Consider the following 22471-nt stretch of genomic DNA (forward strand, 5'->3'; position numbering starts at 1 on the left):
TGCCGCGCGCGGACGTGTCGATCTCGGCCTACTGGAAGCAGGGCCGCACCGAGGAGACCTTCCGCGAGTGGAAGGCCCAGATCGCCCAGGAGGACGCTCAGTGAGCCCGGCTCGGCTCTTCCGCACCGTCGCGGTCGCCGAGGCGGTCACCTGGACCGGACTGCTCCTCGGCATGTTCCTCAAGTACGGGCCGGCGGAGAACGAGACCGGCGTGCGGATCTTCGGCATGCTCCACGGCGTCGTGTTCGTCGCCTACGTCGTGACGACCGTCGTCGTCTGGGTGGACCGCCGCTGGTCTGCGGGCCGCGGCCTGCTGGCCCTGGTGGCCGCCGTACCGCCCCTCGCGACCCTGCCGCTGGAGTGGTGGGCCGTGCGCCGCGGCTGGCTCGGCGAGGGCTGGCGGCTGCCGGCCGGTGCCACCGGCTCGCTGCCGGACCGGGTCGTGGGCTGGCTGCTCACCAACCCGCTGCGCGGACTCGGCGTCGGGCTCGTCGCCGTCGCCGTGCTGACCGGCGCCGCGCTGGTCGTGGGCCCGCCCGGCTCCTGATCCCGATCAGCGGGAGCGCGCTCGCGGGTGACCGGTGCGGCCATGAGGCTCGCGCCATGAGTGAACTGAACTGGACCCTGTCCGTGGGGATGGTGCCCACGGGCGACCTCCCCGAGCTGGCCCGCGCCGCCGAGGCGGCGGGCTGGGACGCGATCAGCGTCCCCGACTCCGTCTTCTTCCCCGAGCAGGTCTCCGCCGACTATCCCTACTCCGGGGACGGGAAGCGGATGTGGGCGGCGGAGACCGAGATGCCCGACCCGCTGGTGACCATCGCCGCGCTGGCGGCGGTGACCGAGCGGATCAGGTTCCGCGTCTCCGTGCTCAAGGTCCCGATCCGCGAGCCGCTGCTGCTGGCCAAGCAGATCGCCACCCTGGCGGTCCTCACCGGGGAGCGGCTCGAGCTGGGCGTCGGCCTCTCCTGGATGCCGGAGGAGTTCCGGTTCACCGGCACCGACATGCGGACCCGCGGGGCGCGCACCGACGAGGCGATCGCGATCCTGCGCGCGATCTGTCCCGGCGGCGGGCCGCAGTGGGCGGAGTTCCACGGCAAGCACTACGACTTCGACCGGCTGATGGTCTCCCCGGCGCCCGAGCGCCCGCTGCCGATCCTCGTCGGCGGGCACACCGAGCCGGCCCTGCGCCGGGCCGCACGGCTCGCCGACGGCTGGATCTCCGCGAACCTCCCGGCCACCGAGCTGCCCGCGGTCATCGCACGGCTCAACGAGCTGCGCGCCGAGGAGGGCCGCACGGAGGGTCCGTTCTCGGTGTGCGTCTCACCGGTCGGCGTGAGCGACGCGGCCGGCTTCGACGACCTCGCCGCGGCCGGTGCGACCGACGTGTGGCTCAACCCGTGGCGCTTCCAGGGTCACGCCGCCACGGATCGAGAGACCCGTCTGGAGTCGGTACGCCGCTTCGCGGCCGAGATCATCCGACGCTGACCGGCGACCCGGCCTCGGCCTCCGGCGCTGCCTCCTCGCCGAGGTAGGCGCGCCGGACGGCCGGGTCGGTGCGGACCTCGGCGGGCGCGCCCTCGGCGATGACGCGGCCGAAGTCCAGGACGACGACGCGGTCGGCGTTCTCGAGGACCAGGGCGACGTCGTGCTCGATGAGCAGGATGCCCATGCCCCACTCGTCGGCCAGGCGTCGTACCAGTCGGCCGAGCTCGGCGCTCTCGGTCTCGTCGAGACCGGCGGCGGGCTCGTCGAGCAGGAGCACCGACGGGCTGCTCGCCACGGCGCGGGCGATCGCGACCAGCCGGCGCTGGCCGTAGGAGAGGTCCTCGGCGCGGGTGTCGAGCAGCGGCGCGAGGCCGAGCTCCTCGACCGCGGCCACGACCGTGGCGGGCATCCGGGAGCGGCCCGGGTGCACGAGGTCGGTCAGGTAGGCGAGCCGGTCGCGCCGGTCGGCGGCGGCGAGGAGGTTCTCGCGCACGGTCAGGTCGTCGAAGAGCTCGAGCGACTGGAAGGAGCGGGAGAGACCGGCCCGCGCGCGGCGGTACGGCGCCCAGCGGGTCACGTCGCGCCCGTCCCAGCTGATCGTGCCGCCGCTGAGCCGGTTGTTGCCGCTCACGCAGTCGATCAGCGTGGTCTTGCCGGCGCCGTTGGGGCCCAGCAGACCGACGACCTGACCGGGCGCGACCGTCAGGGAGACGTCGTCGAGCGCGGTGAACACGCCGAAGCGCTGGGTCAGCCCGCGGACCTCCAGCGACCGCGGCGCGACGGTGCTCCGCTCGGTCGCCGGCAGCGGTGCCGCCTTGGCGGGGCGCAGGCCCGGGATCCGGGAGCGCAGGCCGCGCGTGGAGGCGTCGATCGACTCCGCGACGCCGTGCTGGCTGGCGATCAGGGTGAGGATGAGGACGAGGCCGGAGGCCAGGGGCAGGAAGGACTGCCAGGTCGTGCCGTCCTGGAGGGCGGCGGAGGCCGTCGCCGGCCCGTTCCCGCCGAGCAGGGTGATCAGGCCGCCCGGCGCGGAGATGGCGCCGATGAACGGTCCGGCGAGGTAGCCCGTGCTGCCGATCACCGTCGAGACGAGCACGGTGATGGACGCGCCCGGCTGGAACAGCTGCGGGTAGAGGATCGTCGCGTAGCTGAAGCCCAGCAGCACGCCGCCGAGGCCGGCGATGCCGGCGGAGAGGGTGAACGCGTAGAGCTTGGCCTCGAAGACGTTGACGCCGATCGCCGCCGCCGCGCGCTCGTTGGTGCGTACGGCGAGCAGGCGGCGCCCGCTGCGGCCGCGGCGCACGTTCGCGACCAGCAGCGACACCAGGACCAGCGCGACCAGGCAGACCAGGGCGTAGTTGCGGGCGTGGTCGATCGGCTCGATGTCGATCCCGAGGAGGCGGACCTCGCGGGGCGTCACGTTGGCGGTGTAGTCGCTGTTGCTGAACACGATCTGGTGCACGGCGAAGCCGAGCCCGAAGGTGACGACCGCGAGGTTGACGCCGCGGGTGCGCAGGGCCGGCAGGCCGAACAGCAGGCCCACCAGCATGGCGACGACCACGCCGGCCACCAGGGCCAGCTCGAACGGCCAGCCGTGGAAGACCGCGAGCCGCCCGGCGGCGAAGGCGCCGATGCCGGCGAGCGCGAACTGCGCGATGGACAGCTGGCCGGCGTACCCGGTCAGCAGCACCACGGACAGGCCGACCAGCGCGAAGGTCGTGCTGATGATGGTCGGCGCATACCAGTCGACGGACGCGCCGAGGCCGATCCACAGCAGCGCGCCGCCGGCCAGCACGACCACCAGACCCGGTCGGACGCGGCCGGTGCCGACGCGGGGGAGACGGTCGGTGATGGTGCCGCGCAGCGGCAGGCCGCGACCGCGCAGGACCAGCACGACGATGATCGCGAGGAACGGGACGGCGTCCGAGACGCCCGTCTGGTCGGTCCAGTGCCGGGTCGCCGACTGCGCGGCGCCGAGGGCGAGGCCGCCCAGCAGGGCCAGCGGGTAGGACCGGAAGCCGCCCAACAGGGCGGTCGCGAGGGCGCCGATGATGAGGACGCCGAAGGGGACCGGCGAGATGAAGCCGAAGGTGGTCGACGGGAACAGGCCACCGGCCAGGGCGGCGAGCCCCCCGCCGATCGCCCAGGTGATGCTGGCCAGCAGGTCGGGCGCCCAGCCGAGCGCCGCGGCTCCGCGGGAGTTCTCGGCCGCGGCCGAGATCGCGTAGCCCACCTTGGTGCGGGTGCCCGCCAGCGTGAGGGCGAGCGTCACGACCGCGGCGATGCCGACCAGCCAGAAGGCGTACTGGCCGACCACCACGTCGCCGGTCACCGTGACCGCCTCGTTGGGCAGCGGCGACTCGGTGCGCAGCTGCTGCGCGCCGTACTTCAGCTGGATCGCCTCGGTCAGGATCGTGAGGATGCCGAGGGTGGCGATCACCCGCGCCAGCGGGCTCGCGCTGCGCAGCGGTCGCAGCACCAGGTGATGGGTGAGCACGCCCAGCAGAGCGGTCGCGAGGACCGCCGTGCCGAGCGACAGCCCGAGCCCGAGACCGTGGACGGTCTGCAGCTCGTAGGTCAGATAGGCGCCGACCAGCGCGAAGCCCGCGTGGGCGAAGTTGATGACGCCCGAACCGCGGTAGATCACCACGAGTCCGAGGCCGAGGAGGGCGTAGATGCCGCCGGTGCCCAGGCCGAGGAGGGCGTAGCGGAGCAGTTCGGTCATGGAGTCACTCGCTCAGGTAGGTGGCGGCGATGCGCTCGGCGTCGTCGCGCAAGTCGGCCGCGGGGCCGGACAGGACGATGCGGCCGCGCCGCAGGACGTGCACGTGATCGGCGACCGCCAGCGCCTGGCGCACGTGCTGCTCGACGAGCACCACGGCGACGCCGTCGTCGGCGGCCCGGCGTACGGCGGCCAGGAGCCGCTCGACGACGAGCGGGGCCAGGCCCAGGGAGAGCTCGTCGGCGAGCAGCACCCGCGGCTCGGCGGCGAGGATCCGCCCCAGCGCGAGCATCTGCTGCTGGCCGCCCGAGAGCAGCCCCACCCGCTTGGACAGGTGGGGCTCGAGCTCGGGGAAGTAGTCGAGCGCCCGCTCCGGCCGGCCCTGCCCGATCTTGAGGTTCTGCCAGCCGGTGAGCTGCATGAACACGCAGCGCTCCTCGGTGAGGAAGCCCAGGCCCGCGCGGGCCCGTTGGTGCAGGCGCCGCCGACGAGCGTCGCCGAGGACGGCCACCGATCCCGAGATCGGTGCCAGCTCGCCGGCCAGCGACAGCAGGGTCGTGGTCTTGCCGGCGCCGTTCGCGCCGAGCAGCGCCAGGATCTCACCGGCGCGCACGCTCAGGTCGATCCCGTGCACGGCCGGGGTCCCGGCGTACCCGGCGACCAGGCCGGTGGCCTCGACGACCACCGGCCCGTCCTGCTCGACCCGGCCGGCGGGCGCCTGCACCGCGGTGGTCACGACGCCGGGGTGAGGGAGCCGCTCAGGTCGACGTAGTCGCCGTCCTGGGTGAGCTCGCCGTCCTCGATGCCCAGGAAGACGACCTGGCGGTCGAAGACCCGGTTCAGGTTGGGCGCCGGGAACTCCTGGGTGAAGTCCAGCGCCGGCACGAAGCCCTTGGCGTCCACGTCGGAGGCGGCGTCGAAGGCGGCCTTCACACCCGCCGCGGTGACGTCGTCGCTGTCCTTCAGGACGCTCTCGAGGAGCTGGTAGCCGACCCAGGTGCTCTGGTACGACATGTAGGACCAGCCGCCGTTCTCCTCGTCGGTCATCGGGCCGACCGCCTTCTTGGCGTCGTCCCACACGCCGTCGCTGGCCGGCGGGAAGGGCGACAGGGTCACGGCGGTGTCGAGGGTGCCGGCGGCCTGGCTGATCGCCGAGTCGGTCAGCGTGCCCGGGAAGGCGTAGAACTTGGTCTTGCTGCCGAGGCTGGCGCCCGCGGTGGCCACGCCGACGAGCGGGCCCGAGGGGAGCGACATCACGGCGCAGTCGTACTCGCTGACCTCCTGGGCGACGCTGCTGAAGTCGGTGGTGGTCGGCGGGACCCGGAGGATCTTCGCCGGGCCGTGACCCTCGCTGGCCAGGCCGAGGTCGGCGAGCTTCTTCACGGAGTCGGCCGAGGGCAGGTCGTACTGGACCGAGGCGATCGTGTCGCAGTCGTCCTGGGCGGCGCGCGCGGCCAGACCGGCCTGGGCGATGACGCCGGGGACGATCGGGTAGCTGAACTTGCTGGTCAGCTCCGCCGCGCTGATGACGGGCGGGGCGATCCAGGGGATGCCGGCCTTCTCGAGGATCGGCAGGATCGTGTCGCCGTTGGCGCTGAATCCGCCGACGACGGCGGACACGCCCTCGTCGACCGCCTTGCGCGCGCAGGCGGCGGCCTTGTTCGGGTCGGCCCCCTCGTTGCAGGGAACGACCTGCAGCTCGTGGCCGTTGATGCCGCCGTCGTTGTTGATGGCGACGCGGGCACCCTCGGCGACGTCGAGGGCCGCCTTGAAGTTGATGGTGTCGGTGTCGTAGGGCGTGAAGGTCATGACCTTGATGGGGTCACCCGAGAAAGTGACGTCCGCGTTCTGCTTCGGCTTGGTGAAGTCGTCCTTGCCGTCGTCGCCGCCACCGCACGCGGTGAGGGTCAGGATCAGGACGGAGGTGGTCGCGAGGCCGCCGAGGCGGCATCGAGTGATCTTGGTCATAGCGCGGAACGTAGGTCCGCGCCGGTCCGCCCCTGCCGACCTGTCCCACTGAGTGCGACAGGTCCCGGCACCGCCAGGGAACCGCGCCGGCCGGCCGCGCGTCGTACCGGTCATGATCGCTCTCGCCCGCCGCAACGCCCTCCAGCTCTCGCTCGCCGCCGCGGCCGTCGTGGGCCTCGCCGGGTGCGGTGGGGCGGGCCGTCCGCGGACGAGGCGCCCGCAGGAGATCGAGGGAATCGAGCTGGTCTCCTCGGACGTGCGCCGCGCGGCCGGCGACCCGAGTCTGCTGGACGGCGTGGTCGCCGGTCTCGACGGCTTCGCCGGGAGTCTGTACGGCGAGCTCGCGGCCACCGCCGACGGCGGCAACCTGGTCCTCTCGCCGTACTCGGTGCTCGTCGCCCTCGGCATGACGCTCACCGGCGCCGCCGGGACCACGGCCGACGAGATGCGGACGGTTCTGGGCGTCGGCGATCTGGGCGACCGCTGGCACAAGGGCGTCAACGCGCTGGCCGCGCACGTCGAGGGGCTGGCGGGCCGGCAGGAGCGCGCCGACGGCTCGAAGGCCGAGCTCGCGCTGAGCACCGCCAACCAGCTGTTCGGGCAGCGGGACGTCGCGTGGGCCGCGGACTTCCTCGATCTCCTCGCCAAGGAGTACGGCGCGGGCCTGCGCACGGTCGACTTCGAAGCGGCTGTCGAGCGGGCGCGGACCGCGATCAACGCCTGGGTGGAGCACGAGACCCACGACCGGATCGTCGACCTCGTCCCGAAGGGCGCCGTCGACCCGTCGACCCGGCTGGTGCTGGTGAACGCGATCTACCTCAAGGCTCCGTGGGAGGAGCCGTTCGAGAAGGGACTCACCAGCGCGGGTCCCTTCCACCGAGCCGACGGCTCGGTCGTCGACGCGGATCTGATGCGCAGCTCGGGTCTCCACGCCTCCCTCGCCCGCGGCGACGGCTGGCAGTCCGTCGCGCTCCCGTATGCGGGCCGCGACCTCGCGATGACGGTGGTGCTGCCCGACGAGGGCGGCCTGGACCGGGTCGAGGAGAGCGTCCGGTCCGGCGGCTTCGCGGCGTTCATCGCCGCGGGCGAGCCGACCGCTGTCGACCTCACCCTGCCGCGGTGGTCCTTCCGCGCCGGCGCCTCGCTCAAGGAGCCGCTGATCGCGCTCGGCATGCCCGCCGCCTTCGGCGACGACGCAGACTTCACCCCGATGACCGAGGAGGACCTCTCACTCGTCGTCGCCGACGTCGTGCACCAGGGCTTCGTCGCGGTCGACGAGGAGGGCACCGAGGCCGCCGCCGCCACCGCCGTGATCGTGGCAGAGACCGCCGCACCGGTCGCCGTGCCCTTCGTGGTGGACCGGCCGTTCCTCTTCGTGGTCCACGACGTCGAGCACGGCACGCCCTTGTTCGTGGGCCGGGTGAGCGATCCGACGGCGCAGTGACGGTGGCAAACCTTGCTCAGCTCGTCCAGCCGAGCAGCTCCGCCACCTCCCCGGGCAGCAGCAGGGGATCGAACGGCTTGGCCAGCACTCCCGCCACTCCGAGCTGCTCCCACTTGCGTCGCTCCGCCGCCTGGACCTTCGCGGTCAGCAGGACCACCGGAACGTCGCGAGTCCGCGTGTGCGCCTGAAGTCTGGCGAACGTGGTGGGCCCGTCCATCGTCGGCATCATCACGTCGAGCAGGATGGCGTCCGGCGGGTCGGCGAGGCAGATGTCGACGGCTTCCTCGCCGCTCGAGGCGACGACGACCTGCCATCCGGCCACGAGCTCGAGACTCATCTGGGCGACTTCGCGGATGGCGTCGTCGTCGTCGACGACCAGGACCCGGGGGCTCATCGCACCGCTCCGGAGACCACGGTGTCCAACAGTTCCAGCACCTGTCGCTCGACCTCCTCCGGATTGGTCCTGGTCTTGGTGAAGAACTCGGTGGGACCCAGCCGAAGTCGCTGCTTGTCATCCTCGTCCAGGTCCAGGGCGCTGTAGACGACCAGCGGGACACGGCACAGCCGCGGATCCCCCCGCAGCCAGTCCACCAGGTCGAAGCCGTCGCTGTCCGGCAGCAGCAGGTCGAGAAGCAGCAGATCCGGCGCGAGATCCCGGCTCAGCCGGAGCGCCGTTCGCGCGCTGTCGGCATGCACCGTGAGCACGTCGTGCTCGGCGAACAGCGCGCTCAGCACCCGGCTGAGTGCGGGGTCGTCCTCGACGATCAGGACGCATGGCCGCGCGGCTCCGGCGCCGATGACGTCCTGCAGGGAGGCGAGGAGCGCGGTGACGTCGAGCGGCTTGGACAGCCAGGCCGCCACAGGGGTGGGGGCCGGTCCGGGCTCGCTGCCGCTGACGATCAGCACCGGCACGTCGCGGGTCCGCTCCTCGGCACGGATGGCGGCGATCGCCGACCATCCGTCCACGCCCGGAAGCGTCAGGTCCATCAGCACCGCGTCGGGTGCCTTCTTGGCGGCCAGGGCGAGCGCCTCCTCGCCCGACGCCGCCCCGATCACGTTGTAGCCGTGCGAACGAAGCAGGTCGATGATCACCGCGCGGGTGGCAGCGTCGTCCTCGCACACCAACACGGTGGGCACCGAGTCGTCCGTCTCGGGTGATGCAGGGGGCTCGACGGAGCGCTCGACCCTGGGAAGGGTGAAGCGGAAGGTGGCTCCGGCACCCGGGTCGCTCTGCACCCAGATCCGGCCGCCGTGCTGCTCGACGATGCCACGGCAGATCGCGAGGCCGAGCCCCGATCCTCCCTTCTCCCTGGTGTCCGAGGCGTCGATCTGGGCGAAGCGCCCGAAGATCGCCTCCTGTTGGTCGGACGGAATCCCGGGACCCTGGTCGCTGACGCTGAGGAGCACCTCGCTGTCGTGCGCCTCGGCTGCGACGCGGATGGTGCTGCCCGCCGGGGAGAACTTGATGGCGTTGGACAGAAGGTTCGCGACCGTCTGCACGATTCGGTCGGCATCCGCGTCGACCGACCCTGCGGCGGCGCCCACCTCGAGACGGACGCCGGTCTGGGCAGCGAGTCCACGCATCTCCGCGACCGCACGGCCGATCAGGGTTGCGGCCGGCCAGATCTGTCGGTGCAGGGCGAGCTTGCCGGCAGCCAGCCGCTCGACGTCCAGGATGTCGTTGATCAGACGGATCAGCCGATCGGTCGACTCCACCGCGATATGCACCATCCGCTGGGCCTGGGGCGGGGCCTCGCGAAGCAGCCCGCCGTGCAGGAGGCCGAGCGCTCCTCGTAGGGAGGTGAGTGGAGTACGCAGTTCGTGGCTGACGACCGAGACGAACTCGTCCTTCATCCGTTCCACCGCCCGGCGCTCCGTCACGTCGCGGAACATCACCACCGCGCCGGTGACCTCCTCGCCGCCGCGCACGGGCGCCACCGTCAGCTCGACCGGGAAGTCCGTGCCGTCGGTACGCCGGTAGGTCCCGTCTCCCACCGCCCTGACCTGTCCGTCGGCCAGGGCCCCCACCACCGGATCGACGTCCGCGGGAATCGGCTGACCGTCGACGTCCCTGGGTTGCGTCAGGTCGTGGAACGAGGCCCCGACCAGCTCATCGGGATCGTCTCCGAGCAGCGCGGCGGCCGCCGGGTTCACGAACGTCAGCCGCCCGGAACGATCCAAGCCGACGATTCCCTCGCCGGCGCAGTCGAGGATCGACCTGTGCCTGCGGGTGAGCTGTTCGAGCTCGTGGGTCCGCTGCCGCACACGGTCCTCGAGGTCGCCGGTCAGCCCGATGTTGTCGGCCAGCGTGAGCATGTGCCGGACGACCAGCAGGATCACGGTCGCGACCAGGAGGCCGACGAGCACCTTGTCGGTGAGCAGCCCCGGCCTGACCCCGGTGGTCGCCAGCACCACCGCGACCGGCACGTAGGGCAGGAGCTCGCGCACCAGCGCCCGGGGATCGGCGCGGTGATCCTCACCCGATTCGTCCGAGACGGGGAACAGGGCCGCCAGGCCGAGCAGCATGTAGCCGAAGGTCCAGCCGAGATCCAGCCCGCTGCCGGCGGCCTCCCTGCCCTGCAGGGCGAGATAGCTGATGCCCGTGTCGGCACAGGCGATGGAGACGAAGCCCGCGGCCACCAACAGCAACGGGAGGCGTTCCCGCCCGGCCGCGCGCACCGCCAGCGTGGTGGCGATCGAGATGATGACGATGTCCGTCAACGGGTAGTACAGGTACACCGCCAGGTAGGCCCAGCTCGTCTGTCCCAGCTGCGCCAGCAACGGTCCGACCACCAGGATCCAGCTCACGAACAACAGCGCCGTTCCGATGATGGCGCCGTCGGCGACGGCCCGGACGCGCGCTGCCGGCGAGAGAGCACGGCGGGGCAGGGTGAGCATCCCGGCGACAGCGAACGGCACCACCGCGACGAAGAAGACGTCGGCCGGCCCGGGATAGGTCTGGGTCTCCGGGGCCAGCACCTGGTAGTAGAACCAGATCCCGTTCCCGACCGCGTAACAGGTCGCCGCCGCGCCCAGCAGCCACCAAGGCAGCCGTCGACGCGAGGGACGCAACGTCGCGGCCCGGAAGCACGCCGACGCCGCGAAGACCGAGAAGACGACGAAGCCGGCGTCGGTGACGGCACGCTTCAACTGCTGGCCACCGACGTCCATCTGGCCGAAGGTCGCCAGGGCGAGGCCGACGACCACGCACCCGATCGCCGCCGCCCGGAGCGGTGCCCACTCAGAGCCTTGTACCCGAGACATGAGAACCCCTGATCGAATCGGATCGGACATCATCAGGATGCGAAGGCTCGACGGATGCGCTGCAGGAGGACAGGCACACTGAAGGGCTTCGCGACGTGATCGAAGGCGCCGAGCTCGAGAGAATCCACGACCTCGCGCTCGCTGGCGCGGGCGCTCAGCATGATGACCCTGGTATGGGTGAGGGTTCCGGCCGCGGCCATCTGTCGCAGGAAGGCGAGGCCGTCGAGACCGGGAAGGTCGACGTCGAGGAGGACGACGCGCGCACTCAGCGACGGCGGGTCGCCGGCGAGCTGCTCGAGGGCGCACCGGCCCTCAGCCAGGTGTTGGAAGCTGTAGCCCCGCGTCGTGAGCGCATGCCCGAACAGCTCGGAGCCGGCATGGTCGTCCCCCACCACGACCACGTCGACGTCCTTCTCGGTATCCGGCAGAGCGGCAGGCAGGATCCGGTCACCTCCGCGCCGCTTGGCGCGATAGAGGGCGTTGTCCGCCTCACCGCACAGTCCGTGAACGGTCGCGGCGTCGTCGGGATAGGTGGCCACCCCGGCGCTGAAGGTCACCGACAGGGGGCGGCCCGACGGCGTGACGAATTGGTCGGACCGCAGCGTCTCCAGGATGGAGGCGATGTGCTGCACGCCGTCATCGCGGGCCATGCCGTACATCCCCAGGAGGAACTCCTCCCCGCCCCAGCGCGCCACCACGTCCTGTCCACGGAAGGAGCTGCGCAACAGGGAGCCGACACGCCGCAGCACGGTGTCGCCCACGGCGTGGCCGTGTGAGTCGTTGACCTGCTTGAAGCGGTCGAGGTCGATCATCGCGATCGAGAACGGCTGCCCCTGTCGCGCGGCCAGGCCGAGCAGTCGTTGGAGGTCGGACTCCGCGTGCCGCCGGTTCGCCACTCCGGTCAGCGGGTCGGTCTCGGCGAATGCCTGGAGCAGTCGGGTGCGTTCGAGCCGGTTCCGGACGCGGGCGAGCAGCTCCGGGCCGCCGAACGGCTTTGCGACGAAGTCGTCGGCTCCTGCAGCGAAGGCCGCACCCACGGTGCTCGGATCGGTCTGTGCGGTGAGGAACAGGATCGGCAGGCCGGCCGTGTCCGGGTCGGCGCGAACCACCCGGCACAGCTCGTCACCGCGGACCCGAGGCATGTCCAGGTCCAAGATGACCAGGTCGGGACGCTCCTGTCCGAGAGCCGTCCAGAAGTCCGTCGGCCGTTCCAGGCCGACGACTCTCATGCCGGCCACGGACAGCACCGCGTCGACGGCGCCGAGGACCGCGGGATCGTCGTCGACGACGAGGATGGTCGTATCGGCGGTGCGGGTGCGGTTGAGCATCTCCTCCACCGCGTCGAGCATCTCCTCGGGCGGCGCCGCCAGGCCGAGGAAGCCGCAGGCACCGGCTCTTGCTGCCTCCACGCGATCACAGAACTGGCCCGTCGGCGTCAGCGCCAGCGCCGGGGCAGGGGCATGCGGGTTGTTCAGCTGGCCGATCAGACGTACGCCGGCGTCCTCGGGGAGCCCGAGGTCGACCAGCGCCGCGACGGGTGCGTCGATGCCGGCCGGCATCTGGTCGAGGTGGCTCACCGCGACCACCTCGAAACCGCGGGCCTGCGCAGCCGCGGAGATCCGGTGCCGGAGCCCCTCCTCGCCCACGGCGACGACCAGTCGACGGGGGCGCTCGTCTCGCTCGGGCCCCACTCCGCCGGATGCGGTCCACGGCTCCTGACCCGTCACGGCCGCCGGGTCGCTCTCGAGCTCGGAGCGCAGAGCGACCACCTCCTCCGCGGCCACGAGGATGCGGTCGGCGGCAACGGTCCCGCTTCCGGTGAGGACCGACTCGAGACGCCGTGCGGTGTCGGAGGCCCGGCGGAATCCGAACGTCCCCGAGCTGCCGGCGAGCCGGTGCGCCTCACGCTCGGCGTCACGTCGCTGCTCATCGGAGAGCCGGTTCTCGGTGAGCGCCGCCACCGCCTCCTCCAGCACGGCCACGCGGGTGAGCGCGGCTTCCCGGTTGCGTCGCCAGACCGCCTCGATGGCGGTACGCGCCTCGCCGCCGGTGGCGTCCAGGTCCCGGGTCGTCATGGACCACCTATCGGCACGTCCGAGGACCGATGTGAGGGATGCGGTCAGTGGATTCACGGATATCCGCGCGGCCGGTCGTCGACCGACCCGGCCCCGCGGTCGGCGGCACGCCGTAGGCTGCTCCGTACACCCCCGGTCTTCGCTCGACCGGGGGCGCTCGTCGTGTTCCCGACCGAAGGTGTGTCCTCGTGAGTCTCGCCGGCCTCGCCGATGCCGTCCTCGCCGATCCGGCGCTGTCCGCCGCGCTGGCGGGTGCCCTCGACGGCACCCGGCCGACCGGGGAGCTCACCGGTCCGGAGGCCCTGCGGCCGTTCCTGGCGACCGGTCTGGCACGGGCCGGGCGGCCGGTCCTCGTCGTCACGGCGACCACCCGCGAGGCCGAGCAGCTGGTCGCCGAGCTGGGGGACCTGGTCGATCCCGACCGGGTCGCCTACTACCCGAGCTGGGAGACGCTGCCGCACGAGCGCCTGAGCCCGCGCAGCGACACGGTCGGCCGCCGGCTCGCGGTGCTGCGCCGGCTCTGCCACCCGGGGGACTCGACAGGCTCGACGGGCGGGCCGGCCACCGGACCCGTCCAGGTGGTGGTCGCACCGGTCCGCAGCGTGCTGCAGCCGCAGGTCAAGGGTCTGGGCGACCTCACGCCCGTCGAGCTGGTCGTGGGCGCCACCGCCGAGATCGAGGACGTCGTCGCCGGCCTGGTGGGCGCGGCCTACTCCCGCGTCGACCTGGTCGAGAAGCGCGGCGAGTTCGCGGTCCGTGGCGGGATCGTCGACGTGTTCCCGCCGACCGAGGAGCACCCGCTGCGCGTGGAGTTCTTCGGCGACGAGGTCGACGAGATCCGCTCGTTCGCGGTCGCCGATCAGCGCACCATCACGAAGGTGGACCGGCTCTGGGCGCCGCCGTGCCGCGAGCTGCTGCTGACCGACGAGGTCCGGGCACGGGCGGCCGAGCTCGGCAAGAAGCACCCGCAGCTGCTGGAGATCACCGACAAGCTCGCCCAGGGCATCGCCGTGGAGGGCATGGAGGCGCTGATCCCCGCGCTCGTCGACGACCTGGAGCTGCTCGTCGACCTGCTGCCCGAGGACACCCGGATCCTGGTGCTCGACCCCGAGCGGGCCCGCGCCCGTGCCCACGACCTCGTGGCGACCAGCGAGGAGTTCCTCGCGGCCTCCTGGGCGACCGCGGCCGTCGGCGGGCAGGCGCCGGTCGACCTCCAGGCGGCGTCCTACCAGTCATTGGCCGACGTCCGGGCCCACGCGCGCGAGCGCGGTCAGTCCTGGTGGACGTTCAGCCCGTTCGGCCTCGACCCTGCGATCGTCCCGGGGCAAGAGCACCAGGAGATGTCCGAGGACGGTGCTTCGGGGCAGGGTCTGTCGCCCGCGCCGTCGTACCGCGGCGACGTCGCCAAGGCGTTCGCCGACATCACCCGCTGGCGGGCCGAGGGTCACGCGGTCGCGGTGGTCCACGTCGGGCACGGTCCCGCGCAGCGCATGGTCGAGGCGCTGGGGGAGCAGGACGTCCCCGCGCGTCTCGTCGACGACCTCCCGGCCGGTCACGTGCTCGACCCGGCGGTGGTCACGGTCACCTGCGGCAACCTCGGCCACGGCCTGGTCGACACCACGCGCGGTCTCGTGGTCCTCACCGGCGAGGACATCGTCGGCGCCAAGGCCTCCACCCGTGACAAGGGCGCGATGCCGGTGCGTCGCAAGCGGCAGATCGACCCGCTCGAGCTCAAGGCGGGCGACTACGTCGTCCACGAGCAGCACGGAGTCGGCCGGTTCGTGGAGATGAAGCAGCGCGAGGTCCAGGGCGCGGTGCGCGAATACCTCGTGCTGGAGTACGGCCCGTCCAAGCGCGGCGGCCCGCCGGACCGCCTCTTCGTGCCGGCCGACACCCTCGACCAGGTCACTCGCTACGTCGGCGGCGAGCAGCCCAGCCTCGACCGGCTCGGCGGCGGCGACTGGACCAAGCGCAAGAACCGCGCCCGCAAGGCCGTCCGCGAGATCGCCGCCGAGCTGATCAAGCTGTACGCCGCCCGGCAGGCCACGCAGGGCCACGCGTTCGGTCCCGACACCCCCTGGCAGCGCGAGCTCGAGGACGCCTTCCCGTTCCACGAGACCCCCGATCAGCTGACCACGGTCGACGAGGTCAAGGCCGACATGGAGCGCACCGTCCCGATGGACCGGCTGATCTGCGGCGACGTCGGCTACGGCAAGACCGAGATCGCCGTGCGTGCGGCGTTCAAGGCGGTCCAGGACGGCAAGCAGGTCGCCGTCCTCGTGCCGACCACGCTGCTGGTCAACCAGCACCTCGACACCTTCAGCGAGCGGATGAGCGGGTTCCCGATCAACCTCAAGCCGCTGAGCCGGTTCCAGACCGACAAGGAGGCGGCCGAGACCATCGCCGGCCTCGCCGACGGCACCGTCGACGTCGTGGTCGGCACCCACCGGTTGTTCAACGCCGACACGAAGTTCAAGGACCTCGGCCTGATCATCGTCGACGAGGAGCAGCGCTTCGGCGTCGAGCACAAGGAGGCGATGAAGCGGCTGCGCACCTCGGTCGACGTGCTCTCGATGAGCGCGACGCCGATCCCGCGCACCCTGGAGATGGCGATCACCGGCATCCGCGAGATGTCGACGATCACCACGCCGCCCGAGGAGCGGCACCCCGTGCTGACCTACGTCGGCGGCTACGAGGACCGGCAGGTCGTCGCCGCGATCCGGCGCGAGCTGCTGCGCGACGGCCAGGTGTTCTACATCCACAACCGGGTCAGCTCGATCGAGAAGGCGGCCGCGAAGATCCGCGAGCTGGTGCCCGAGGCGCGGGTGGCGACCGCCCACGGCCAGATGGGCGAGCACCAGCTGGAGCAGGTGATGCTCGACTTCTGGGAGAAGAACTTCGACGTCCTGGTGTGTACGACGATCGTCGAGTCCGGCATCGACGTGTCCAACGCCAACACGATGATCATCGAGCGCTCCGACACCCTCGGCCTCTCCCAGCTCCACCAGCTGCGCGGTCGCGTCGGCCGCTCGCGCGAGCGGGCCTACGCCTACTTCCTCTACCCGACGGAGAAGCCGCTGACCGAGACCGCCCACGAGCGGCTCGCCACGCTGGCCCAGCACTCCGATCTCGGCGGCGGCATGGCGATCGCCATGAAGGACCTCGAGATCCGCGGCGCCGGCAACCTGCTCGGCGGCGAGCAGTCCGGCCACATCGCCGATGTCGGCTTCGACCTCTACGTCCGGCTCGTCGGCGAGGCGGTGCGCGACTTCCGCAGCGACGGAGACGTCCCCGAGCAGCTCGACGAGGTCCGCATCGAGCTCCCGGTCGAGGCCCACCTGCCGCACGACTACATCCCCAGCGAGCGACTGCGCCTGGAGATGTACAAGCGCCTCGCCGAGGTCCGCGCCGACGCCGACGTCGACGAGATCGCCGCCGAGCTCGGCGACCGCTACGGCGAGCCGCCCGAGCAGGTCGCGGCGCTGCTCCTCGTGGCCCGCTTCCGCGCCCGGGCCCGCCAGGCCGGGGTCAAGGAGATCACGACCGTCGGCAAGAACGTCCGCTTCCACCCCGTCGTCCTCCCGGAGTCGCGCACCATCCGGCTCAACCGGCTCTACCCGAAGTCGATCGTCAAGCACCAGCTCGAGTCGATCCTGGTGCCCCGCCCCGGCATCCCCGGCCGCACGGGAACCCCCCTCGAGGGGATCGCCCTGCTTGAATGGGCCAGACTCGTCATCGACTCGGTCATCGACCCCAAGGAGTGAGTGTGCGCCCGACCGTCCCGGCGTTCGTTCCCGCAGCCGCGGCCCTCGCGGCCGTCGCCCTGCTCGCCACCGGCTGCGGGGTCAGCGACCACGAGCTGAAGCCGGGCGTGGCCGCCGAGGTCGAGGGCCGGCAGCTCTCGCTCGGCAAGATCGACCGGGCGGTCGAGGACTACTGCGCGCTGCGCGCGGCCAACCCCGAGGCGGAGCCGGCGCCGACCGCGCTGATCCGCGCCCAGTTCGCCATCGGCTGGACCCAGGCGATCGCGGTCGAGCACCTCGCGCCCGAGCACGGCGTGGATCTGCCGACCGGCCCGGTCGCCAGCAGCGCCGTCCACGACTCGTGGGACGCGCTCGGCACGATCGACGACGACAACTACGAGACCTTCGAGTTCCTGACCTGGATCAGGCAGCGGCTCAGCGACCCGGTGGAGCAGCTCGGTGCCGCGGAGTCCGATGCCGAGGGCGACGAGGCGGTCTCCGCGGGCATCACCCTGATCACCGACTGGCTCGACGAGCACGACGTCACCTTCAACCCCGTCTTCGGCTCGTACGACGCCCGGACCGGTGCGTTCGGGGGCGACCCGCTCTCGGTGCCGGTCAGCGGGGAGGCCAAGGCCGCCTCCGGCACGGCGGAGATGACGCCGGCACAGGTCGCGAAGCTTCCGGCCGACCAGCGCTGCGGGCCCGCCGCGGCTCCGGCGGCGGTGCCCCAGGGCTGATCCCCGAGCCGTGTCCGATCAGGCGGGTGCTCCGACGGCCGCGGTCGCCGAGTTCGTCACGGTGATGCGGCGCCTGCGCGCCGAGTGCCCCTGGAAGCAGGAGCAGACCCACCGCTCCCTGGTGCGCTACCTGATCGAGGAGGCGTACGAGACCGTCGACGCCATCGACGAGGCGGAGACCGGCGGGGACTACGACCACCTGGCCGAGGAGCTGGGCGACCTGCTGCTGCAGGTCGTCTTCCACGCCGTGATCGCGGAGGAGCGCGGCGACTTCGACCTCGACGACGTCGCCCGCGGCATCACCGCGAAGATGCGCCGGCGCAACCCGCACGTCTTCGGCAGCGACGAGGCTGTCGAGGAGCTGACCGCGGAGCAGGTCGACGAGCGCTGGCAGCGGATCAAGGCGGTGGAGCGGACCGGTCGTCCCGAGGACCTGCCGTCCGCCCTCCCCGCCCTGCTGTACGCCGACAAGGTGCTCGTGCGTCGCGACCGGAGCGGGCTGCCGCCGCTGCCCGCCGCCGGGCCGGGCGACGACCTCGGCCGACGGCTGCTCGGGCTCGTCGCCGAGGCCCGCGCCGCGGGCGTCGACCCGGAGCAGGCGCTGCGCGACGCCGTACGCGCCCTGGACGTCAGGGACGAGAAGGGCGAGGACCGCTGATGGACGCGCGCTCACCGGGATCGCAGGCCGCTCTGCGTGAGGCCAACCGGGCGCGCCTGCTCGCCGCGCTGCGAGCCGGCACGGCCCGCTCGCAGGCCGATCTCGCCCGGGCCACGGGCCTCGCTCCCGCCACGGTCTCCAACATCGTGCGCCAGTTGGAGCGCGAGGGCACCGTGACCACCGAGGAGTCCGCGGGTCGCCGACAGGTGCGCCTGCTGCCGCGCACCGGCGTCGCGGCGAGCATCGACTACGGCCACCGCCACGTCACCGTGGCCATCGCCGACGACAGTCCGCGCATCCTCGCCGAGCGGCGGCTCCGGCTCGAGCGCCACATCGACGCGCGGGAGGGGCTCCAGGTCGCTCGCCGCCTGCTCGATCTGGCTCTCGAGGACGCGTCGGTGGAGCTCGACGACCTGGTCTCGATCGGGATGGGCCTGCCGGCGCCGATCGACCGCAGGACGGGTCGGGTCGGCTCGCCGGCGATCCTTCCCGGCTGGCGCGGCGTCGCCGTCGTCGAACTCGCGACCGAGGCTTTGGGACGACCGGTGGCGGTCGACAACGACGCCAACCTCGGCGCGCTCGCGGAGTACCGCTGGGGGCACGGCCGCCACCAGGAGATCGAGAGCCTGGTGTTCATCAAGCTGTCCGAGGGCGTGGGCGCCGGGCTGGTGATCGACGGGGCCCTGTTCAGCGGACGCGACGGCACCGCGGGGGAGATCGGGCACACGACCATCGACGAGCACGGCGCGATGTGCCGCTGCGGCAACCGCGGCTGCCTGGAGACGCTCGTGTCGGCCCGCGCCATCGTCGAGGCGCTGCGCCCGGTGCTCGGCGAGGACCGGGAGATCACCCTCGCGGAGGTCGCGGCGCTCGCGGAGGAGGGCGATGCGGCCTGCACTCGGGTGCTGCAGGACGCCGGCGCCCAGATCGGCCGGTCGATCGCGTCGCTGTGCAACCTGCTCAACGTGCAGATCGTCGTGATCGGCGGCGAGATGGCCCAGGCCGGCGATCTGCTGCTCGACGCCATCCGCCCGGTCGTGCACCGGTTCGGGATCCCGAGCGCGGTCGAGCGCCTCGAACTGGTGACCACGGACCTGGGCGCTCGGGCGCCGCTGCTGGGCGGGATCGCGCTGGCCTTCGACCTCGTCCAGCCGCGCTGACGTGTTCATTGCTTGAACGATCCGGGGCGTTTTCCTCGGCTGACCCGCCAACAGTTGTTGCCAGCGTGCGCGTCGGGCCACTAACAATGTGACCACCATCACTTGCTCGGAGGTCATCATGGCTCACGACGGTCCGGTCGCGGACACCCCATCCATCTACGACGACGAGGAGGGGTCGGGCCGCGGCATCATCCGGATCGCCTCCGTCGCCGCCCTCGGCGGCCTGCTCTTCGGCTACGACAGCGCGGTCATCAACGGCGCCGTCGAGTCGATCCGGCACGAGTACGACGTCAAGGAGGCCGTCCTCGGGTTCGCCGTCGCCTCCGCGCTGCTGGGCGCGGCCGCCGGGGCCATGCTCGCCGGCCGCATCGCCGACCGGATCGGCCGATTGAAGGTCATGAAGATCGCCGCGGTGCTCTTCCTGCTCAGCGCCTTCGTCACCGGCTGGGCGCCCAACCTCGAGATCCTGGTCCTCGGCCGGGTGATCGGCGGCTTCGGTGTCGGCGTCGCCTCGGTCATCGCACCGGCGTACATCGCCGAGACCTCGCCGGCACGGATCCGGGGACGACTCGGCTCCCTGCAGCAGCTCGCGATCGTGCTCGGCATCTTCGCCTCGCTGCTGGTCGACTGGCTGCTGGCGGAGATGGCCGGCGGCGCCGGCGAGGACCTGTGGCTCGGCTGGGAGGCCTGGCGCTGGATGTTCCTCGCGATGGCGATCCCCGCCCTCGTGTACGGCGTCCTCGCCTCGACCATCCCCGAGTCGCCGCGCTACCTGATCATGAACCACAAGATCCCCGAGGCGCGCGTCATCCTCAGCAAGCTGCTGGGCGAGACCAACCTCGACATCAAGATCGACCGCATCCGGCTGTCCCTCGAGCGCGAGACCAAGCCGTCGTGGCGGGACCTGAAGGGTTCGAACGGCAAGGTCCTGACGATCGTGTGGGTCGGCCTCCTGCTGTCGATCTTCCAGCAGGCCGTCGGCATCAACGTGATCTTCTACTACTCCAACACCCTGTGGCAGGCGGTCGGCTTCGACGAGAGCCAGTCGTTCGGCATCAGCGTGTTCACCTCGTTCCTCAACATCGCCACCACGCTGATCGCGATCGCGCTCATCGACAGGGTCGGCCGCAAGCCGCTGCTGCTCGTCGGCTCGACCGGGATGATCGTCACGCTGGGCACGATGGCCCTCTGCTTCGCCAACGCGACCGGGTCGGGCTCCGACGTCAGCCTCGAGGGTGCGTGGGGGCCGATCGCGCTGGTCGCCGCCAACCTGTTCGTCGTCGCCTTCGGCATGTCGTGGGGCCCGGTCACGTGGGTCCTCCTGGGCGAGATGTTCCCGAACCGGATCCGCGGAGCCGCGCTGTCGCTGGCCGCCGCCGGTCAGTGGGCGGCGAACTGGGCGATCACGGTGTCGTTCCCGCCGCTGGCGAAGTTCTCCCTCCCGTTCTCCTACGGCATGTACACCATGTTCGCGGTGCTCAGCCTCGTCTTCGTGTTGAAGATGGTGAACGAGACCAAGGGCAAGGCGCTCGAGGACATGGACCCCGACAACCCCGCGCCCGTCCTCGGAGGCCACTGAGATGGCCGCCGCGACGGACACCCCGAAGAAGGGGCCGCGCAAGGTCGCCGTCCTCGGGCCGATCCCGCACGACCACGTGGTCACGCACCGCGGCGAGGTGTTCGACAAGTACGGCTGCGTGCTCTACACCGCGGCGGCGCTGTCCTCGCTGCTGGACCCCGACGACGTCGTCATCCCGGTGGTCCACGTGCGGCAGAAGGACGAGGGGCCGATCAAGGAGATCCTCGGGAAGTTCGGCAACGTCGACCTCTCGATGATCCGCTCCCACACCGATCGGGGCGACGTGGTCGAGCTGACCTTCGTCGATCAGAACGTCCGCAACGAGTCGCAGACCGGGTTCATGCATCCGATCATGCCCGACGACATCGCCCCGGTGATCGACGCCGACGCGTTCGTCTGCGTGCCCATCACGGACTACGAGGTGCCCTCGCGCACGCTCGCCTTCCTGCGCCAGTTCGGCAAGGGGACGATCATGCTCGACGGCCACGGCCCGACGGTGAGCCTGTCCCCGGGCGGGATCCGGATGCCGCGGCTGTGGATCGATCGCGACACCTGGCTGCCCAACATCGACATCCTCAAGCTCAACCTCGAGGAGGCCGGCTGCAGCTGGTTCCCGCCCCCGGGCGGCGATCCGGCCCTGCTCGGTGCTCCGCTGCCGGTCGAGCAGCTGCCCGAGTTCGCCGCGCACTGCATCAGCAAGGGCGTCAAGGCGGTCTGCGTGACCCTCGACGAGGGCGGCTGCGCGGTCTACTTCAACGGCGAGGGCGGCGAGCTCGAGGAGCACCTCGTGCCGCGGATCCCGATCGACGAGGTGGTCGACACCACCGGCTGCGGCGACTCGTTCGCCGCGGGCATGGCGTTCGGCCACCTGCTGACCGGCGACTTCGTCGCGGCGGTGCGCTACGGCAACGCGATGGGCGCCCAGCGCGCGTCCGGCTCCGATCTCAGCGTCTACCGCGACTTTGCGGCCACGACCGCGCAGATCGAGGCCGCCTACGGCGCGGTCGTCGGGTGATGGCCGCCGACGCGGACAAGGCCGTGTGGGAGCTGCGCGAGTCCGGCTTCGACATCGCCCGCGCGAGCTACCACGAGACCGTGATGGCCGTCGGCAACGGCCGGATCGGCACCCGGGCCAGCCTCGACGAGGGCCATCGGGGGGCGCTGTCGGGGACCTACCTGGCCGGCGTGTACGACGCCCACGACTCTCCGGTGGTCGACCTGGTCAACCTCCCCGACTGGCTGTGCACCGAGGTCTGGATCGACGGCCGGCGCCTCGACGTCGACACCCTCGAGGTGCTCGACCACGAGCGGGTGCTCGACCTGCGCACCGGCCTGCTCACCCGGTCCACGACCTTCACGCATCCCACGGCCGGGGCGGTGCGCCTGGTGACCGCCCGGCTGGCCAGCATGGCGGACCGCGATGTGTGCGCCCTCCGGGTCGAGGTGACCGCGCTCGATCAGGACGCCGAGATCACCGTGGTGACCGGCCTCGACGCGGAGCGCCGCAATCTCGACCGGCTCCCGCTCTACCTCGGCGCGCCCGTGCTGCCACCCGAGCGGCGGTGGGAGAAGTGGGCGCGCTCCCAGCACCTGCGCACCCTGGCCCGCGAGGCGGGGGAGCGCGGTGGTCTGG

The 22471-nt window shown here is 71.9% G+C and carries 15 protein-coding genes and 1 pseudogene; 10 read left to right on the forward strand and 6 right to left on the reverse strand.

Annotated elements, in window-relative coordinates; genetic code table 11:
• Positions 1-100 precede the first annotated feature (100 nt).
• Positions 101-547 (forward strand): DUF3817 domain-containing protein, encoded by a 447-nt coding sequence (locus FHP29_RS16075; RefSeq protein WP_139623900.1) that lies wholly within the window; start codon positions 101-103, stop codon positions 545-547.
• Between the two features lie 56 nt (positions 548-603).
• Positions 604-1485 (forward strand): TIGR03619 family F420-dependent LLM class oxidoreductase, encoded by an 882-nt coding sequence (locus tag FHP29_RS16080; protein WP_205014186.1) that lies wholly within the window; start codon positions 604-606, stop codon positions 1483-1485.
• On the opposite strand, the gene FHP29_RS16085 is transcribed toward FHP29_RS16080, so the two are convergent.
• The 3 genes from FHP29_RS16085 to FHP29_RS16095 are packed head-to-tail and all read right to left on the reverse strand — an operon-like array spanning position 1472 to position 6175.
• Positions 1472-4210 carry a branched-chain amino acid ABC transporter permease/ATP-binding protein gene (locus FHP29_RS16085; protein ID WP_139623901.1) on the reverse strand — a complete coding sequence of 913 codons (2739 nt, stop codon included), beginning with the start codon at positions 4208-4210 and terminating at the stop codon, positions 1472-1474. The genes FHP29_RS16080 and FHP29_RS16085 overlap by 14 nt on opposite strands.
• 4 nt (positions 4211-4214) lie before the next feature.
• Positions 4215-4943, reverse strand: coding sequence for an ABC transporter ATP-binding protein (locus FHP29_RS16090; RefSeq protein ID WP_139623902.1), 729 nt, complete (start codon positions 4941-4943; stop codon positions 4215-4217).
• Positions 4940-6175 (reverse strand): ABC transporter substrate-binding protein, encoded by a 1236-nt coding sequence (locus tag FHP29_RS16095; protein ID WP_158296596.1) that lies wholly within the window; start codon positions 6173-6175, stop codon positions 4940-4942. The genes FHP29_RS16090 and FHP29_RS16095 overlap by 4 nt, the downstream gene beginning before the upstream one ends.
• 112 nt (positions 6176-6287) lie before the next feature.
• Between FHP29_RS16095 and FHP29_RS16100 the strand changes: the two genes are divergently transcribed.
• Positions 6288-7619, forward strand: coding sequence for a serpin family protein (locus tag FHP29_RS16100; protein ID WP_139623904.1), 1332 nt, complete (start codon positions 6288-6290; stop codon positions 7617-7619).
• Positions 7620-7635: 16 nt separating this feature from the next.
• On the opposite strand, the gene FHP29_RS16105 is transcribed toward FHP29_RS16100, so the two are convergent.
• The 3 genes from FHP29_RS16105 to FHP29_RS16115 are packed head-to-tail and all read right to left on the reverse strand — an operon-like array spanning position 7636 to position 12958.
• On the reverse strand, positions 7636-8013 hold the full coding sequence (locus FHP29_RS16105) for a response regulator (RefSeq protein ID WP_139623905.1): 378 nt from the start codon (positions 8011-8013) through the stop codon (positions 7636-7638).
• The gene (locus tag FHP29_RS16110) at positions 8010-10883 is read right to left on the reverse strand and encodes a hybrid sensor histidine kinase/response regulator (RefSeq protein ID WP_139623906.1); all 2874 of its coding nucleotides are present in this window, start codon (positions 10881-10883) and stop codon (positions 8010-8012) included. Before FHP29_RS16110 ends, FHP29_RS16105 begins: the two co-directional genes overlap by 4 nt.
• Positions 10884-10915: 32 nt before the next feature.
• Positions 10916-12958, reverse strand: a complete 2043-nt coding sequence (locus FHP29_RS16115) for a response regulator (protein ID WP_139623907.1) — start codon at positions 12956-12958, stop codon at positions 10916-10918.
• Positions 12959-13146: 188 nt separating this feature from the next.
• On the opposite strand from FHP29_RS16115, the gene mfd reads away from it, so the two are divergent.
• From mfd to FHP29_RS16150, 7 genes and pseudogenes are all read left to right on the forward strand, one after another.
• Positions 13147-16722, forward strand: a complete 3576-nt coding sequence (gene mfd / locus FHP29_RS16120; RefSeq protein WP_139623908.1) for a transcription-repair coupling factor — start codon at positions 13147-13149, stop codon at positions 16720-16722.
• 2 nt (positions 16723-16724) lie between these two features.
• Entirely contained in the window at positions 16725-17441 is a 717-nt protein-coding gene (locus FHP29_RS16125) for a hypothetical protein (RefSeq protein ID WP_139623909.1), read from the forward strand.
• Between the two features lie 10 nt (positions 17442-17451).
• Positions 17452-18099, forward strand: coding sequence for a nucleoside triphosphate pyrophosphohydrolase (locus FHP29_RS16130; RefSeq protein ID WP_240044546.1), 648 nt, complete (start codon positions 17452-17454; stop codon positions 18097-18099).
• A complete protein-coding gene (locus FHP29_RS16135) occupies positions 18099-19259 on the forward strand; it encodes an ROK family transcriptional regulator (RefSeq protein ID WP_139623910.1) in 1161 nt (386 codons plus the stop codon). Before FHP29_RS16130 ends, FHP29_RS16135 begins: the two co-directional genes overlap by 1 nt.
• 88 nt (positions 19260-19347) lie before the next feature.
• Positions 19348-20838 (forward strand): sugar porter family MFS transporter, encoded by a 1491-nt coding sequence (locus FHP29_RS16140; protein ID WP_240044547.1) that lies wholly within the window; start codon positions 19348-19350, stop codon positions 20836-20838.
• Between the two features lies 1 nt (position 20839).
• A complete protein-coding gene (locus FHP29_RS16145; protein ID WP_139623912.1) occupies positions 20840-21853 on the forward strand; it encodes a carbohydrate kinase family protein in 1014 nt (337 codons plus the stop codon).
• Positions 21853-22471, forward strand: a pseudogene (locus FHP29_RS16150) (glycoside hydrolase family 65 protein); the annotation flags it as partial. The gene FHP29_RS16145 and the pseudogene FHP29_RS16150, both read left to right, overlap by 1 nt.

It is taken from the genome of Nocardioides albidus (assembly GCF_006335005.1).
Lineage (GTDB): Bacteria > Actinomycetota > Actinomycetes > Propionibacteriales > Nocardioidaceae > Nocardioides > Nocardioides albidus.